This is a genomic window from Fulvivirga marina (genome assembly GCF_016775155.1).
Lineage (GTDB): Bacteria > Bacteroidota > Bacteroidia > Cytophagales > Cyclobacteriaceae > Fulvivirga > Fulvivirga marina.
The window spans coordinates 283,934-299,115 of record NZ_JAEUGD010000031.1 but is presented as its reverse complement, the minus strand read 5'-3'; the positions used below and the strand labels follow the sequence as shown (position 1 = coordinate 299,115).

Genomic DNA, 15,182 nt, shown 5'->3' with positions numbered 1-15,182 from the left:
TGTTGATTACACTCTACCAGAAGATCTCAGCGATGACTGTCTAATAATCAGTTGGGGTTGTAGTACGGTCTTCTGAGTGCGTTGAGGTATTTGTTTATCCAGGCTGTTTAGCTGATCGAAAAAGAGTTCGGCTGTAACATGGCCCATAGCCAGACTGAGTTGGTCTACCGTTGTTAAAGTTGGGTCGGTAAATGAAGTAAAGGGTTCATTGGCAAAGCCGACAAGAGCCACTTGTTGAGGGATTTTTATCTTCTTTTCTTTCAGCACTTGCATGGCCCCCATAGCGCCATAGTCACTGGCAGAAAATATAGCATCAGGCATCTTGTTTAACTCCAATAGCTGTAGCATGCTTTGTCTGCCCCCTTCAAGTTGCAGGTTGCTTTCTATCACCAGGTTATCATCAAATGGTATCCCATGATCCTTCAGGGCATCTGTATATCCCCTCAGACGTTCTTTATATATGCTTATTTTGACAGGGCTGGTAAAGTGGGCGATTCGTTGGCAACCTTCATCAACCAGATGACTTACTGCGTCATAGGCTCCCTGATAGTCATCGATCATGACCTGGTTTACTGCTAATTGATCTGTGGTCCGGTCAAATAATACAATGGGAATTCCCTTTTTAAGAAGGTCGTTATAATGGTCAAAGTTTACGGTTTCTTTACCAATAGAGGCTATAATTCCATCTACCCGGGCATTGGCCAGAGCTTCAACCGTTTGTATTTCTTTACTGTAATCATCATAAGATTGACATATAATGATTTTATAACCCAATCTGTTGGCAATCTCTTCTATACCTCTAACTACAGATGAAAAAAATGCCCTGTCTGCAGTGGGTACAATTACCCCAATGAGATTGCTTTTACCATTTCTGAGTGCTGCGGCTATATTATTAGGTTGGTAATTGAGCTGTTTAGCTGCTTTTAGCACGGCCTTGCGGGTGTTTTCACTGATGCGGGGATTGTTGTTCAGTGCTCTCGAAACCGTTGAGGCCGTTACATTGAGAAAAGAAGCGATATCATGAATGGTAGTCTTTGTTGCCATGGCTCATTATTTATAGCGCTGTAACTTTCAACTTGATAGATTATAATTATAGTATGGAATATACGGCATTGGAGCAAATTTAGACAAACGTTTGCACAATTTGTGAAAAAAGCCTGCATTTTTCCCTAGGATAAATTTTGAGGCCTTAGGAAGTTGGTGATAGATAATATTGAAAAAACTGTCTTTAACAGTATTTAAGATGGTATTATTATAAAATTGTTAACTTTTGTTTTGAGGTGCCTGAGATTTTTATTAACATGCAATCGATTGCACATTTAAGCAAGAATAGAAACACTTAAACCTCTCTACATTATGAGTAAAACTACTCTCCTATTTAAGAATTCATTAACAGCTCTGGTCCTTACAGGCATAGCCATTTTTGGCTCTGTTAGCGGTTACGCACAAAGCGGCGTTACCGTCACCGGAACAGTTAAGGCCGCAGATGGTGAGATGTTACCGGGTGTATCCGTTATTGAAAAGGGTACTTCCAATGGTACGGTCACCGATATAGGTGGCGCATTTAAAATTAATGTGAAAGAAGATGCTGTGCTGGTATTTTCTTTTATTGGTATGAAAGCCCAGGAGGTAAGCGTTGGAAACCAGACATCATTTAACATTACGATGGAAGAGGATGTCACACAGCTGGCCGAAGTGGAAATTGTAGATGTTGGCTATGGGACTATGAAGAGATCTGACCTTACCGGATCGGTGGCTTCAGTCTCAGCCGAAACCTTACAAAAAATACCAGTAGCTAGTGCAGCGGAAGCTATTACCGGCCGTTTGCCTGGAGTTAGGGTGCAGACTACCGATGGCTCGCCCGATGCTGAAATAGTAATCCGTGTTAGAGGAGGAGGGTCCGTAACCCAGGATAACTCTCCTTTATACGTAGTGGATGGCTTTATTATGAGCAGTATACGAGATATCCCGCCCACGGACATAGCCAGTATAGACGTACTGAAAGATGCGGCAGCAACAGCCATTTACGGTGCCAGTGCTGCTAATGGTGTGATCATCATCAACACCAAAAAGCCAAAGGCAGGAAGAGTATCGGTTAATTATAATGGCTTCGGTAAATACAAACACCTGCCGGAAAACCGGAAATATGAAGTTTTGTCTCCTTATGACTATGTAATGGCCAACTATGAAACAGCCAAGCTAAAGTCTGAAGCCGATGTTGAAAACTTTGAAAAGTATTTTGGTAAGTACGATGACCTTGAATTGTATAAAAGAAAACAAGGAACTGATTGGCAGGATGAGCTTTTTGGTGGTGGCCAGTTCTCTCAGTATCATAATGTCAGCCTTAGTGGTGGTTCTGAGAATACCAGGATTTCCCTCAGCCTTACCAATAACAATGAAGATGGCCTGATCTCCGGCTCCGGGTATGAAAGAAACGTTGCAAACCTGAAGTTGAATCAAAATATTTCCGATAAGCTGTCATTTGATTTTGGGTCAAGAATAACTTATTCAATTACAAACGGATCGGGGACATCAGGGAGCTCTCAGCTCCGCGTTAAAGATGCCATTGCTACGCGTCCTGTCAATGGTATTGCCGACGAACTTGATATAGACCTTAATGCAATCGATGCCAGTGATGATTACCAGTCATTTCTGCTGAGTATGATCAACCCAACTGAGTTGGCTGAGCAAGACTGGCGCAAGCAGACAGATAAAAATTATGCTTTTAATGCCGGGTTGACCTGGAAAGCTACCAATAACCTCACCTTTACCACCGTGGCTAATGGTCAAAGCAAGTTCAGAGAAAGACTCAGGTTCTATGGGCCACTGACCGGAGAGTCTCAAAAGGAAGGAAGTAGTTTGCCTTTGGGAACCATAGAAGAACGACAAAACTGGTCATACAGATGGTATAATACCGTAGGGTACAACTTTAAAGATCTGGGCCGCCACAAGCTGGATCTTTTGGTAGGTCAGGAGATTAATTCAAACGGAGGTAAAAGCTCCTTTGTACGTCAGGAAGAGTTTAGAATATCTATAACTCCGGAAGAAATGTTTGCCAATATGCAACTGGGCGAAGGACAGCTATTCTACTCATCCGAAGAGTTTACCGAGGACAACAAACTTTCATTTTTTGGTAGAGTTAATTACCAATGGGATGATCGTTTTTTATTGACTGCTACTTTCAGAAGAGACGCCAACAGCAAATTTGCTAAGGGTAACCGTGTTGGGTTCTTCCCTGCCGTAGCCCTGGGGTGGAAGGTTTCTGAAGAGGCATTTATGTCTGGAGTGACTTTCGTAGATCAGCTGAAGTTAAGGGTGAGCTATGGCGAGATTGGTAACGATAAAGTCGACAGAACAGCATCAAGATTCCTTTTTTCACCTTCCAACGACAATGGCCCTGGGTTTGGTAACGAGTACAATACCTATTATTCACCTTCTTCGAAGGTACTGTATAATCCATTCCTGATCTGGGAAACAACCGTAAGTAGAAATGCAGGTATTGACTTCTCCCTTTTCAAAGCAAGGATCACCGGTAGTTTTGATGCATACTACAATACTACCAATGACCTTTTGCTGGATAAGGCAATCTCACCAATTTCAGGGTTCAAAACGCAGTGGGACAACATTGGAAGCACCTCCAACCGTGGTGTTGAATTAGGACTGGAAGGTTATATCATTGATAACAATGAGTTCTCTCTATCCGCTAACGTTAACTTTGGACTGAACAGAGGAAAGATCGAAGCTCTGGATGGTACGGATGAAAGGTTTTTTCAGTCTAATTGGGCCAGCACTGACCTGAAAGACAGAAACGATTTCCTTTTAAGGGTTGGAGAGACCATCGGTTTGATATATGGTTATGAAAACGATGGCATGTACACGGTCGATGACTTTGAGAGATATGATGAAGCAACTGATACCTATATACTTAAGGAGGGAGTAGTGGACAATAGTGGTACCATTGGAGTGAATGCTTTGAGACCCGGCTATATGAAAATAAAAGATGTGGATGGAAACGGAGAGATCAATAGTGATGATAGAAAGGTAATAGGCAATGCACTTCCTAAAGCACAGGGAGGTTTTGGTTTTAATGCCAGGTATAAAGGTTTTGATGCCTCTATATTCTTCAACTGGTCTTATGGTAATGACATCTATAACACCGGAAAAATTGAGTATAATCAAAACTACCGTACCACTTATGGTAACATGCTGAATACCATGGGGCCTGATAATCGTTTTACTTACATTGATGTGGACGGCTCGTACACAGGCACTCCGGGAGAAGTAGTGACAGACCTTGAACAACTGAGAACGCTGAACCAGGGCAAGAGTATCTGGAGTGGTAATAATTCGTTTGGTACAGCAACCGCAGTGCTTACAGACTGGGCGGTTGAAGACGGGTCTTTTATCAGGCTCAATACATTAACTCTTGGTTATTCATTACCCGCTAATCTGATTTCTAAAGTCAAAATGTCTCAGGTCAGGGTATATGCAACAGGCTATAACTTGGCGCTATGGACCAACTATTCAGGTTTTGACCCTGAGGTGAGCACCACAAGAAGTAGCACTTATTCTGCGTTGACCCCTGGTGTTGACTACTCATCATATCCCAGAAGCAGATCATATACAGTAGGTGTGAATATTACTTTTTAACTGTCGCAAAAATTTAAAGAGATATGAAATTTAGATATTTAATATTGAGTGTGGTAACCTTGATAGCAACCTCTTGCGAAGACTATCTGGAACCGGACTCGCTGTCAACCTTTGATAGTGAATATGTGTTCTCAAATGCGGAGGATGCACGAAGAGGTGTAAATGCCATTTATGTACATTTCAGTCACGATGGTTTCAGGTCGCGTTTATCAAATAATATGACCGGGAATACTGATATTGAGCATAGCAGTGGTTGGGGTAAAGACGGAGCCCGTTACCAAATTTGGGACCTTAATGCTCAGGAAAACAATGGCGATCTTGATTATGTGTGGGATATTGGATACAAAGCTATCAGGGATGCCAATATAGCTATAGAGGGTATCCTGGCCAGCGATGCTTACAAGTCAGATGACCATGTGCTTGCTGCTGATATGAGTCACCTGCTGGGGGAGGCATACACCTTGCGCGCTTACTGGTATAGCATGCTGATCTTCTACTTTGGTGATGTGCCTTTTGTAAAAGAGGCTCCTAAAGTAGGTGTGGAATTTAATAAACCTAAAGAGGATCGTAATGTAATCCTATCTTCCGTGATCCATGATATGGTCGAAGCAGAGAGCGGTATGTATTGGGCTGATGAAGCACCCTATGGCATCGAGCAGGTAAACCGTGAATACACGTTGGGAATGATCGCCCGCTTGTCTTTACAAAGAGGAGGTTGGTTTTTGAAACCGGACATGACCATGGATAGAGCTTCGGACTACTTGGCCTATTATGATACGGCACGTCAATTTACTTCTAAACTGATACAGCTCAAAGACCGCGAATTGCCTCAAGATTACCGACAAGTCTTCTTAAATCAGTCAAAATTTATAAATCCTGTTAATGCGGATGTACTTTTTGAAGTGCCTTTTGCCATTGGCGAAGGTGATGTAGGCTGGAATATAGGTGTCGGAGTTTATAGCGGGCCTTATGGATCAGGGAATAACTACATGAAAATACCGCTTACTTACTTCTATTCTTTTGATGGGGCAGATCAGCGAAGAGATGTAACCTGTGCTCTTTATAAGTACCCTAACGAAACCCCGACTAAAGATGATTTGGAACCCCAGGAATTGGTAAGTCTCAATGATAAGGGTATTTCTCAAGGTAAATGGAGCCGGGCCTATTTAGAGAAAGCACCAGGATCAAACACTTCAAAGGGAACAGGTATTAACTGGCCCATGATGCGGTATGCTGATGTTTTACTGATGTACGCAGAAGCTGAAAACGAACTGAATGGACCAACAGGGCAAGCGCAGGAAATGCTGCGTAGGGTAAGACAAAGAGCTTTCCCGGATTCAGTATGGACGGAGAAAGTTGACAGTTATATCAATACTGTTTCAGCTAGCAAAGAGTCGTTTTTCGATGCCATTGTGGATGAAAGAGCCTGGGAGTTTGGGGGCGAAATGATCAGAAAATATGAGCTTATTCGTTGGAACCTTTATGCCGAAAAGGTGCAGGAGACTGTTGCAGGGTTGAAAAAAATGGTGGATGAGGTAGACAGTGGTGAACTACCACAGTATCTGTATGTAAGGAATGAACCGGATGGAACCTTGGTCATCTACGACCTATATACCAAAGCTGCTCCGCCCGATATCGATAACTGGAGACAAATGGACTGGATTGAGGCCATGATTGATTTAAATCAGCCTGGTAGTTACGAGGAGTGGATCACCAGGGATTGGGCTAGGTACACACAACCTGTTCGCTATATCTTCCCGATACCAACCATTGGTATAGACAATAGCCAGGGGGTATTGCAAAACGATGGCTATGGCTTCTAATAAGAACTTAAAAGATTATACAATGAAAAGTATCAAGTCAAATATTTATAAAACATCGGGTATTCTCCTATTGGGCATGCTGTCAATTTTTGCTTGTAAAGATGATGAGGAGGTATTTGAAAAAACAAGGTTGTTCAGACCGGTTCTGAATGAAAAACTGTATTCAGAAGGCAATACAATCATTGCAGACATAGGTAAACTCAAGGAAGCCGTTTCTTATACACTAGAGGTAAGCCGTGATACATTTAAAACAATAGACTATACATTTGATTCGGATACCAGCTATGTCGAGATCAATGAAGTGTCTGTAGGCGAAGAGTTGCTATGGTACACCATCTATCAGGTTCGGGCCACGGCTCATGCCCTAGACGCACAGTACGATAGTAAGGTATCTGACCTGGGATCAGTAAGGACACAAAAATACCCCTCAAATCAAGGCGTACCTAACCTTCAGTTTGATGTCACAGATACCAGGGCCAGAGTATTCTGGTCCACCTCCGGAGATTTAATTGATGGGGTGAAAGTATACGCAGCTAATGATCTCCGGCTTGAAAATCCATTATTTGAAATTAATTTAACTCAAGGTCAGATTGATGCCAATGAGGCAATTGTCAATAGTTTAACTCCTAGCACCACATATCAGGTTGCAATTTACTCAGGTGAGACCCTCAGAGGATGGGAAATATATACCACTAAGCCATCTTTGGATTTTGGGGATCGTCCTGTCTATGACCTTTCAGGGGTTGAAAATGAGAATATTCTGGCAGATACACTCGGCGATATTGAAGATGGTGCCGTAGTGATTGTGGAGCCCGGAAGGGTGTATCAGGCCAATGGGTATAATTTTAATAGTTCTGTACTTATCGTAAGTGGTTATGGTTTTACACCTGCCTTGCCAAAAATCAATTCTGCAAGTGGCAATTTTGATATAGTTGATGGAGCCAATATAGATTCATTGGTATTTAAAAATGTAGCCATCCATGGAGATTTTTCCGGAAGCTATATATTCAATATTTCTGTATCAGGTACCATAGGAGAAATTAAATTTGATGGATGTCAAATCCATTCTCAGCGAGGTATTACCCGTATTAAGGGCGGTATTGGTACCATAGACAAGTATTCTATAGTGAATTCCGTAGTAGACAGTATTAATGGATATGCAGTATTTTATGTTGATACAGACGGGTGGACTGCCGGAGATATTCTGTTGCAAAACTCTACATTCTCAAAATGTCAATACTTTCTGGCAAGCAGATCAAATTCTGGTTCCATCACTATAGAGAGTTGTACTATTGATCAGGCTCCGGAAGCAGGACGACAGATGTTCAGGTGGAGAGGAACAGCGGGCAATGATAATGTGACTGGAGGTATAAAAATCCATAACACTATTTGGGGACCCGGCTGGGACATGAGTGGCTCCGAAGTTTATGCAGTCAAAGGTGTTCAAGGCTTGGGGTCCACTACCTTTGATATCATTAACACCTGGAGTACTTCTGACTTTTCTTTTGCATCAAATGACATAGCGGGCTTCCCGTCATTTATATACAGTGGTACAGCAGATGATCTTTGGGAAGACAGGGAGAATGTTAATTACAACATAAAGGATAGAGCGTTTTCGGCAGCGAACAGTGCAGGAGATCCCAGGTGGAGGCCAGGACTATAGTTTGATTTTTTCTTCTTCATATGTACGAGGTGCGGCCTTTTGACAAGGGTTGCACCTCAAATTTTCTTCTTTTTCATAATTGTCAATAGGCTTTTTATTAGTTAGGTCACTCTAAAATTATTACACACTCTATGAGATCATTCAATAAACTATACTTGTTTTTCGCCCTGTCTTTTTTCATTTTTCTTGTCAATTGTGGAAGTGACGATTCTGATCTGGGACCAGACACGAGGTTGGATACTACCTCCGTTACAGAGCCTGATACCACTGTCGAAGTACAGGATTCACTTCCGGTAAATGAAGCAGCTTATGCTTTTGAAGGAGCCGAAGGTTTTGGGAGGAACACTACCGGAGGCAGAGGAGGTAAAGTATTCTATGTGACTAACCTGAATGATGCCGGGGTGGGAAGTTTAAGAGCGGCCATCGAGGCAAGTGGCCCTAGATATGTACTCTTTAAAGTCTCAGGAACGATCGCTCTGAACTCGGAACTGAAAATACGCAATGGAGATCTGACCATAGCAGGACAAACAGCCCCGGGAGATGGAATTACCCTTAAAAATTATCCTGTATCTGTCGCTGCTGACAATGTAATTATTCGTTTCGTCAGGTTTAGGATGGGAGATGAGGCCCAGGCAGAGGGGGATGCTTTGGGTGGACGCTTCCATAAAAATATCATTGTTGACCACTGCTCCATGAGTTGGTCAACAGACGAATGTGTATCGTTTTATGCCAATGAGAATACCACAGTTCAATGGTGTATCATAGGAGAAAGTCTGAGGAATTCTGTTCACGATAAAGGCTCCCATGGTTATGGAGGTATCTGGGGAGGCAAGTATGCTTCATTTCATCACAACCTGCTAGCACACCATGATAGCCGGAACCCAAGGTTGGGAGAGACAGGAGGAGATGCCTTCGCTCTTACAGATCTGGTTGATCTAAGAAACAATGTGCTTTATAACTGGGGCGGAAACAGTACCTATGGAGGAGAAGCCATGAATGTCAATATTGTTAACTGCTACTACAAAGCCGGTTCCGCTACTTCGGATTCTAAAAATGATCGAATTGTAGCCATTGATAAGAATAAGGTAGAAGGCACGGATGTATATGATATCTGGGGTAAATTTTTTATTGATGGCAACTACGTACACGGCCGTACACAAGCTACCAACGATAATTGGACTTACGGGGTTTACCCCCACTTCCATGGAAGCTATGGTACGGTCTCGGAAGAGGACAAAAAAAACATGCGATTAAGTATCCCACTCGATATAAATAACAATGTTAATACTCATACTGCTGAAATAGCCTATGAAAAAGTGTTGACTTATGGAGGTATGTCTTTGGTAAGAGATGCAGTGGATGAGCATATTATTAATGATGTCAAAAATGGAAGTTATACCTACGAAGGTTCTAATGGTAGCACCAACGGTATCATTGATACCCAAAGTGATGTGGGGGGATGGCCAGTGTTGAACTCCAAAGATGCTCCATTAGATACTTCAGGAGATGGAATTCCTGATGCATGGAAAGCTCAAATGGGACTGGATCCCTCAAAATTTGAAGCTAACGGTCATGATTTAAGTACAGGCTACGAAAACATAGAAGTTTATTTAAACAGTTTGGTTTCAGAGATTATTGAAGGACAGAAATAAATAAACTGGAGGCACTACTGCCTCCAGATAAGCAAGCTTCTATAAAGTAAATGTTTTAGAAAAGGCAGCATAGATGAATTGGGGTGTATCAAAAGTATTGACAACAGTTTTCTTTACAGGGATTTTATCGGCCCTTTCATTAAATGCCCAGCAGCTGGCATTTCCGGGAGCGGAAGGCTTTGGGAAGTATACTACAGGAGGGCGTGGAGGCCGGATTTTAATCGTAACCAACCTGAACGACTCAGGCCCTGGAAGTCTGCGAGAAGCTATTGAAGCCAAAGGCCCTCGTATTATTACCTTCGCTGTTTCCGGCAATATTTCGCTTGACTCTGTCCTGCCTGTAGATAACGGAGATATCACCATAGCAGGGCAGTCTGCACAGGGAGATGGTATATGCGTCAAAAACTACCCGGTAAGGGTTAGTGCTGATAACGTGATTATCCGCTATATGCGCTTCAGGTTAGGAGATGAGAAGCATGTCGAAGACGATGCTTTCAAAGGAAGAGGAACTAAAAATGTTATCGTTGATCATTGCTCAATTAGCTGGTCAACCGATGAATGTGCCTCTTTTTATAGGAATTCTGACTTTACAATGCAGTGGTGCATTATTTCTGAAAGTTTAAGTAATTCCGTTCACAAGAAAGGAGCCCATGGTTATGGCGGAATATGGGGTGGAGAGAAAGCCACTTTCCATCATAACCTTTTGGCGCACCATAGCAGTCGTAACCCTCGGTTCAGTGGGTCTTCTACCACACCCAATAGTCCGGGAGAACTTACTGACTTTAGAAACAATGTAATTTATAACTGGGGTTATAACAGTGTATATGGAGGTGAAAAGGGGAGTTATAACATGGTGAACAATTATTATAAACCAGGTCCGGCCACCAAACACACTATAAAAGAAAGAATAGTAAACCCCAGCGAACCCTACGGGAAGTTTTTTGTGCATGGAAATTATGTGGAAGGGAGTGAACAGGTAACCTATAATAATTGGGCAGGAGGCATACAATGCGAGAACCCAGAAAGTACCAAAGTAGAAGTGCCTTTTGAAACTATACCCATAGCTATGCAAACAGCTGAAGAGGCCTATGAAACCGTGCTTTCCCAGGCAGGAGCCAGTCATTGCAGGGATGCCGTGGATAAGAGAATTGTAGAAGAGGTGAGAAAAGGCACCGCGGGCATTAGCAATGGCATTATTGACTCTCAAAAAGATGTAGGAGGATGGCCAGAGCTCAAGGCAAAAAAAGCTCCTGGGGATACTGATAAAGATGGAATGCCCGATAAATGGGAAGCCAAACAAGGCTTAAACCCCGAAGATGGTCATGATGCCACTGAGTATAGCCTGGATAAATCGTACACCAACATAGAAGTTTACTTAAACCAAATAGTCAAGTGATAGAAATATCAAAAAACAGAAAAAAACAACTTATGCAGAAAGAATGTAATGTTCTACCCCAAGGCAGCAAATCGTGTTCAATTTGCGACGCCAGGCTGTTTAGCCCCATGGCTATCATTTTATTATCGGGAATTTTACTAGCAGCTTGTTCCGGTCAAAAGGATGGAAAAGCTACAGAGGAGGTTAAAGCCGAGATTCCTGCGACTACTGTAAGCTCAAATGCCAGTGGAGTGGAAATAGCCGTAAGAATGGCAAATTCGGAAATAAAAAGAACCCCTGATCCACAATACCTGGATTTCAGGCCAAAGCCTAAATGGGAATACACCAATGGCCTCGTTTGTACAGCCTTTCTGAAGCTTTGGAACGCCACAGGTGATAAAGCTTATTACAACTATGCTGTGGCTTATGCAGACTCCATGATCAATGCTGAAGGTCAGATAAAAACCTATAAACAAAGCGACTACAATATCGATAGAGTAAACCCGGGCAAATTTCTTATAGATCTTTACAAAGAAACAGGTAAAGAAAATTACAAGAAGGCTATTCAGACATTGAGGGATCAGATGAAGGAGCATCCACGTACTAGCGAAGGTGGCTTTTGGCATAAGAAGAGATATCCACATCAAATGTGGCTTGACGGTATCTATATGGGATCGCCATTTCTGGCCAAATATGCCGAAAGTTTTGATGAACCTGCACTTTTTGATGATGTTGCTAACCAGATCTACCTGATCGATAAATATGCTTATGATCCTGAAACCGGACTTTACTACCATGGCTGGGATGAAAGCAGGGAACAGCAGTGGGCTGATAAGGAAACCGGACTCTCTCCAAATTTCTGGGGGCGTGGTATGGGCTGGTTTGCCATGGCTTTGGTTGATGTATTGGATTATATACCTGAAGATCATTCCAAACGGCAAATGATCACGGATATTGCCAATAAAATGGCTGCTGGCCTTGTCAAGTTTCAGGATTCTACTGGCTTGTGGTACCAAGTGGTGAATATGGGAAGTAAGGAGGGTAATTACCTCGAAGCATCGGCGTCATCCATGTTTGCTTACTTTTTATTAAAGGGTGTTGAGAAAGGGTATCTGGATCAGGAGTTTGCCGAAAATGGAAAAAAGGCTTACCAAGGGCTGCTTAAAAATCTCATCAAAACGGAGCCTGACGGTGCCATTAGCATAACCCAGGTATGTGCGGTAGCAGGTCTTGGAGGTGATCCTTATAGAAGTGGTACTTACGAGTACTACATCAACGAGAAAAAACGAGATAACGATCCTAAAGCCGTTGGTCCATTTATTATGGCCTCTCTGGAGTATGATAAAGTTGTAAAAGGCCAGTAAGAAATGAAATTGATCCTTAACAGCTTTTTTTTATTTGTCTCTGCATCCCTATTTGGAGCAGATTACGATTTTGTTGTATCTGGCGATGGAAGTGGTGATTTCAAAACCATACAAGAAGCGATCAATTCGGTGCCCGATTTGAGAAAGAATGAAACCCGCATCCTGATTAAAAGTGGGCGGTATAAGGAAAAACTGATCCTTCCAGCCTCCAAAACCAATGTTACTTTCATAGGGGAAGACGTCAGCAAGACCATCATCACCTATGACGATTACGCATCAAAGACCAACAGATTTGGAGAAGAAATAGGTACCTCAGGGTCATCAGGCTTCTTTGTTTTTGGAGAGGGCTTTACAGCACGTAATATTACCTTCGAAAATTCCTCAGGCCCTGTAGGGCAGGCTGTGGCAGTACGTATCGATGGAGATAAGGTGATATTTGAAAACTGCCGCTTTCTGGGCTTTCAGGATACTCTTTACCCTCATGGTAAAAATAGCAGACAATATTATAAAGACTGTTACATTGAAGGCACTACAGATTTCATTTTCGGATGGTCAACGGCCGTGTTTGAGAACTGCGTGATATTTTCAAAAAAAGGAGGTAGCTACATCACTGCGGCATCTACAGAGCAAACTGCGGACTACGGGTTTGTATTTATCAACTGCAAATTAACAGGGAATGCTCCCGATCAAAGTGTGTACCTCGGCAGACCCTGGCGTCCATATGCTCAAACCGTATTTATCAATTGTGAAATGGGCAAGCACATAAAGCCTAAAGGGTGGCACAATTGGACCAAACCTGAGGCAGAAAGTACAACTTTCTATGCCGAATATAATTCATCAGGCCTTGGAGCAACAAAGGGTGAGCGAGTGGAATGGTCCCACCAGCTGAATGCAGATGAACTCGGGAAATTTACTTTAGAAAAGATATTCAAAGATTGGAATCCCAACCAAAAAATTAATGATAATGTGGAGAACTAAAGTGCATATGAAAACCAACAAATTATTGAAACCCATACTCTTTTGTGTGATCATCTTTGTTACAGGCCATAAAGCCCAGGCTCAAAATACTGAACTGTCAGAAGTATGGGTGGCAGATCAGGGGAATGGAACCTATAAAAACCCAATACTTTATGCTGACTATTCAGACCCCGACATTTGCAAAGTGGGAGATGATTTTTATATGACAGCCTCAAGCTTCAATGCTATTCCTGGCCTCCCTATACTACACTCGAAAGACCTTGTAAACTGGGAGCTGATAGGTTACGCGCTTGATCGCCAGGCTCCATTGGATCATTTTTCAAAGCCTCAGCATGGGAATGGTGTATGGGCGCCCTCTATTCGTTTTCATAACAACGAATTTTACATCTACTATGGTGATCCTGATTTTGGCATCTACATGGTAAAATCAAAAAAGGCTGAAGGACCATGGGAAGCTCCTGTTTTGGTGCAGGAGGGGAAAGGCCTTATAGACCCATGTCCACTTTGGGATGATGATGGCAAAGCATGGCTTGTACATGCCTTTGCGGGCAGCCGGGCAGGAATAAAAAGTGTACTGGTAGTCAATAAAATGAACCCGGATGGTACCAAGCTACTAGATGAAGGCACCATTGTATTTGATGGCCATGAAAACCACCCAACGATAGAAGGCCCGAAATTTTATAAAAGAAACGGCTACTACTACATTTTTGCTCCGGCAGGAGGAGTGCCCACTGGTTGGCAGACTGTGCTGCGTTCCAAAAATGTATATGGTCCCTATGAAGACTGTATTGTGATGGATCAGGGTAAAACAGCCATTAATGGACCGCACCAGGGAGGTTGGGTAGAACTGGAGTCAGGAGAGTGCTGGTTTGCACACTTTCAGGATAAGGAGGCTTATGGCCGTATCGTACATTTGCAACCCATGGAGTGGAAAAACGACTGGCCGGTGATCGGAGAAGATAGGGATGGCGACGGTAAAGGTCAGCCCGTAATGGTTTATAAAAAGCCGAATGTGGGTAAGAGTTACCCCAGACAAACCCCTCCGGACAGCGATGAATTCGGGCTCAACAAACTGGGGGTACAATGGCAATGGCATGCCAACCCAAAAGCAAGCTGGGCATTTCCCAATGCTGCAGATGGTTATCTAAGACTTTATACAGATCAATTGCCAGAGGATGCAAAGAGCTTGTGGGGAGCACCTAATCTGTTACTTCAGAAGTTTCCCGCCAAAGAGTTTGCTGTTACAACTAAGCTAACATTCTACCCCAATGAAGAGTTGGAGAATGAGCAGACTGGTCTGCTGATCATGGGTGAAGACTATGCACACATCAGCCTGGCTAGCAAGGAAGATGGACTCTATGTAGTGTTTACAATAGCAAAAGACGTAAGACACGGCAATAGAGAAAAACAGGAGATTATCACAAAACTCAAAGGTAACGAAGCCTACTTTAGGGTAGAAGTTCGTGCTGATGCCAAATGTCAGTTTAGTTATAGCGAGAAAGGGAAAAAGTTTAAAGCTGTAGGAGAAGCGTTCACAGCAGTACCCGGGCGTTGGATAGGTGCTAAAGTTGGAATTTTCGCTATCAGACAGGATAAAATCAATGATTCAGGATATGCGGATTATGACTGGTTTAGGGTAGCACCTTTGTAATAGGCCATAGAATAATTAGACCAGAT

General features: G+C 42.7%; 9 protein-coding genes. 8 read left to right on the top strand and 1 reads right to left on the bottom strand.

Annotated elements, in window-relative coordinates:
* Nucleotides 1-6: 6 nt before the first annotated feature.
* Entirely contained in the window at nucleotides 7-1,044 is a 1,038-nt protein-coding gene (locus tag JMN32_RS10300; RefSeq protein ID WP_202856244.1) for a LacI family DNA-binding transcriptional regulator, read from the bottom strand.
* 312 nt (nucleotides 1,045-1,356) lie between these two features.
* Between JMN32_RS10300 and JMN32_RS10295 the strand changes: the two genes are divergently transcribed.
* The 8 genes from JMN32_RS10295 (at nucleotide 1,357) to JMN32_RS10260 (ending at nucleotide 15,156) form a co-directional block, all read left to right on the top strand.
* On the top strand, nucleotides 1,357-4,650 hold the full coding sequence (locus JMN32_RS10295) for a SusC/RagA family TonB-linked outer membrane protein (protein ID WP_202856243.1): 3,294 nt from the start codon (nucleotides 1,357-1,359) through the stop codon (nucleotides 4,648-4,650).
* Nucleotides 4,651-4,673: 23 nt separating this feature from the next.
* Complete coding sequence (locus tag JMN32_RS10290) at nucleotides 4,674-6,473, top strand: RagB/SusD family nutrient uptake outer membrane protein (RefSeq protein ID WP_202856242.1); 1,800 nt, start codon at nucleotides 4,674-4,676, stop codon at nucleotides 6,471-6,473.
* Nucleotides 6,474-6,495: 22 nt separating this feature from the next.
* Nucleotides 6,496-8,136 carry a DUF5123 domain-containing protein gene (locus tag JMN32_RS10285; RefSeq protein WP_202856241.1) on the top strand — a complete coding sequence of 547 codons (1,641 nt, stop codon included), beginning with the start codon at nucleotides 6,496-6,498 and terminating at the stop codon, nucleotides 8,134-8,136.
* A gap of 131 nt (nucleotides 8,137-8,267) precedes the next feature.
* Nucleotides 8,268-9,788 (top strand): pectate lyase family protein, encoded by a 1,521-nt coding sequence (locus JMN32_RS10280; RefSeq protein ID WP_202856240.1) that lies wholly within the window; start codon nucleotides 8,268-8,270, stop codon nucleotides 9,786-9,788.
* A gap of 73 nt (nucleotides 9,789-9,861) precedes the next feature.
* Complete coding sequence (locus tag JMN32_RS10275) at nucleotides 9,862-11,184, top strand: pectate lyase family protein (protein WP_238354417.1); 1,323 nt, start codon at nucleotides 9,862-9,864, stop codon at nucleotides 11,182-11,184.
* 107 nt (nucleotides 11,185-11,291) lie between these two features.
* The gene (locus tag JMN32_RS10270) at nucleotides 11,292-12,527 is read left to right on the top strand and encodes a glycoside hydrolase family 88/105 protein (RefSeq protein ID WP_202856239.1); all 1,236 of its coding nucleotides are present in this window, start codon (nucleotides 11,292-11,294) and stop codon (nucleotides 12,525-12,527) included.
* Nucleotides 12,528-12,530: 3 nt separating this feature from the next.
* Nucleotides 12,531-13,505 carry a pectinesterase family protein gene (locus JMN32_RS10265; protein ID WP_202856238.1) on the top strand — a complete coding sequence of 325 codons (975 nt, stop codon included), beginning with the start codon at nucleotides 12,531-12,533 and terminating at the stop codon, nucleotides 13,503-13,505.
* A 7-nt stretch (nucleotides 13,506-13,512) separates the two neighbouring features.
* Nucleotides 13,513-15,156: a glycoside hydrolase family 43 protein gene (locus JMN32_RS10260; protein WP_202856237.1), complete on the top strand. Its 1,644-nt coding sequence runs from the start codon at nucleotides 13,513-13,515 to the stop codon at nucleotides 15,154-15,156.
* The last annotated feature ends 26 nt before the right edge of the window (nucleotides 15,157-15,182 follow it).

Bases quoted from the DNA above. Each gene is read 5' to 3' on its own strand.
- JMN32_RS10300 (WP_202856244.1), bottom strand. From the start codon at position 1,044: ATGGCAACAAAGACTACCATTCATGATATCGCTTCTTTTCTCAATGTA.
- JMN32_RS10295 (WP_202856243.1), top strand. From the start codon at position 1,357: ATGAGTAAAACTACTCTCCTATTTAAGAATTCATTAACAGCTCTGGTC.
- JMN32_RS10290 (WP_202856242.1), top strand. From the start codon at position 4,674: ATGAAATTTAGATATTTAATATTGAGTGTGGTAACCTTGATAGCAACC.
- JMN32_RS10285 (WP_202856241.1), top strand. From the start codon at position 6,496: ATGAAAAGTATCAAGTCAAATATTTATAAAACATCGGGTATTCTCCTA.
- JMN32_RS10280 (WP_202856240.1), top strand. From the start codon at position 8,268: ATGAGATCATTCAATAAACTATACTTGTTTTTCGCCCTGTCTTTTTTC.
- JMN32_RS10275 (WP_238354417.1), top strand. From the start codon at position 9,862: ATGAATTGGGGTGTATCAAAAGTATTGACAACAGTTTTCTTTACAGGG.
- JMN32_RS10270 (WP_202856239.1), top strand. From the start codon at position 11,292: ATGGCTATCATTTTATTATCGGGAATTTTACTAGCAGCTTGTTCCGGT.
- JMN32_RS10265 (WP_202856238.1), top strand. From the start codon at position 12,531: ATGAAATTGATCCTTAACAGCTTTTTTTTATTTGTCTCTGCATCCCTA.
- JMN32_RS10260 (WP_202856237.1), top strand. From the start codon at position 13,513: ATGAAAACCAACAAATTATTGAAACCCATACTCTTTTGTGTGATCATC.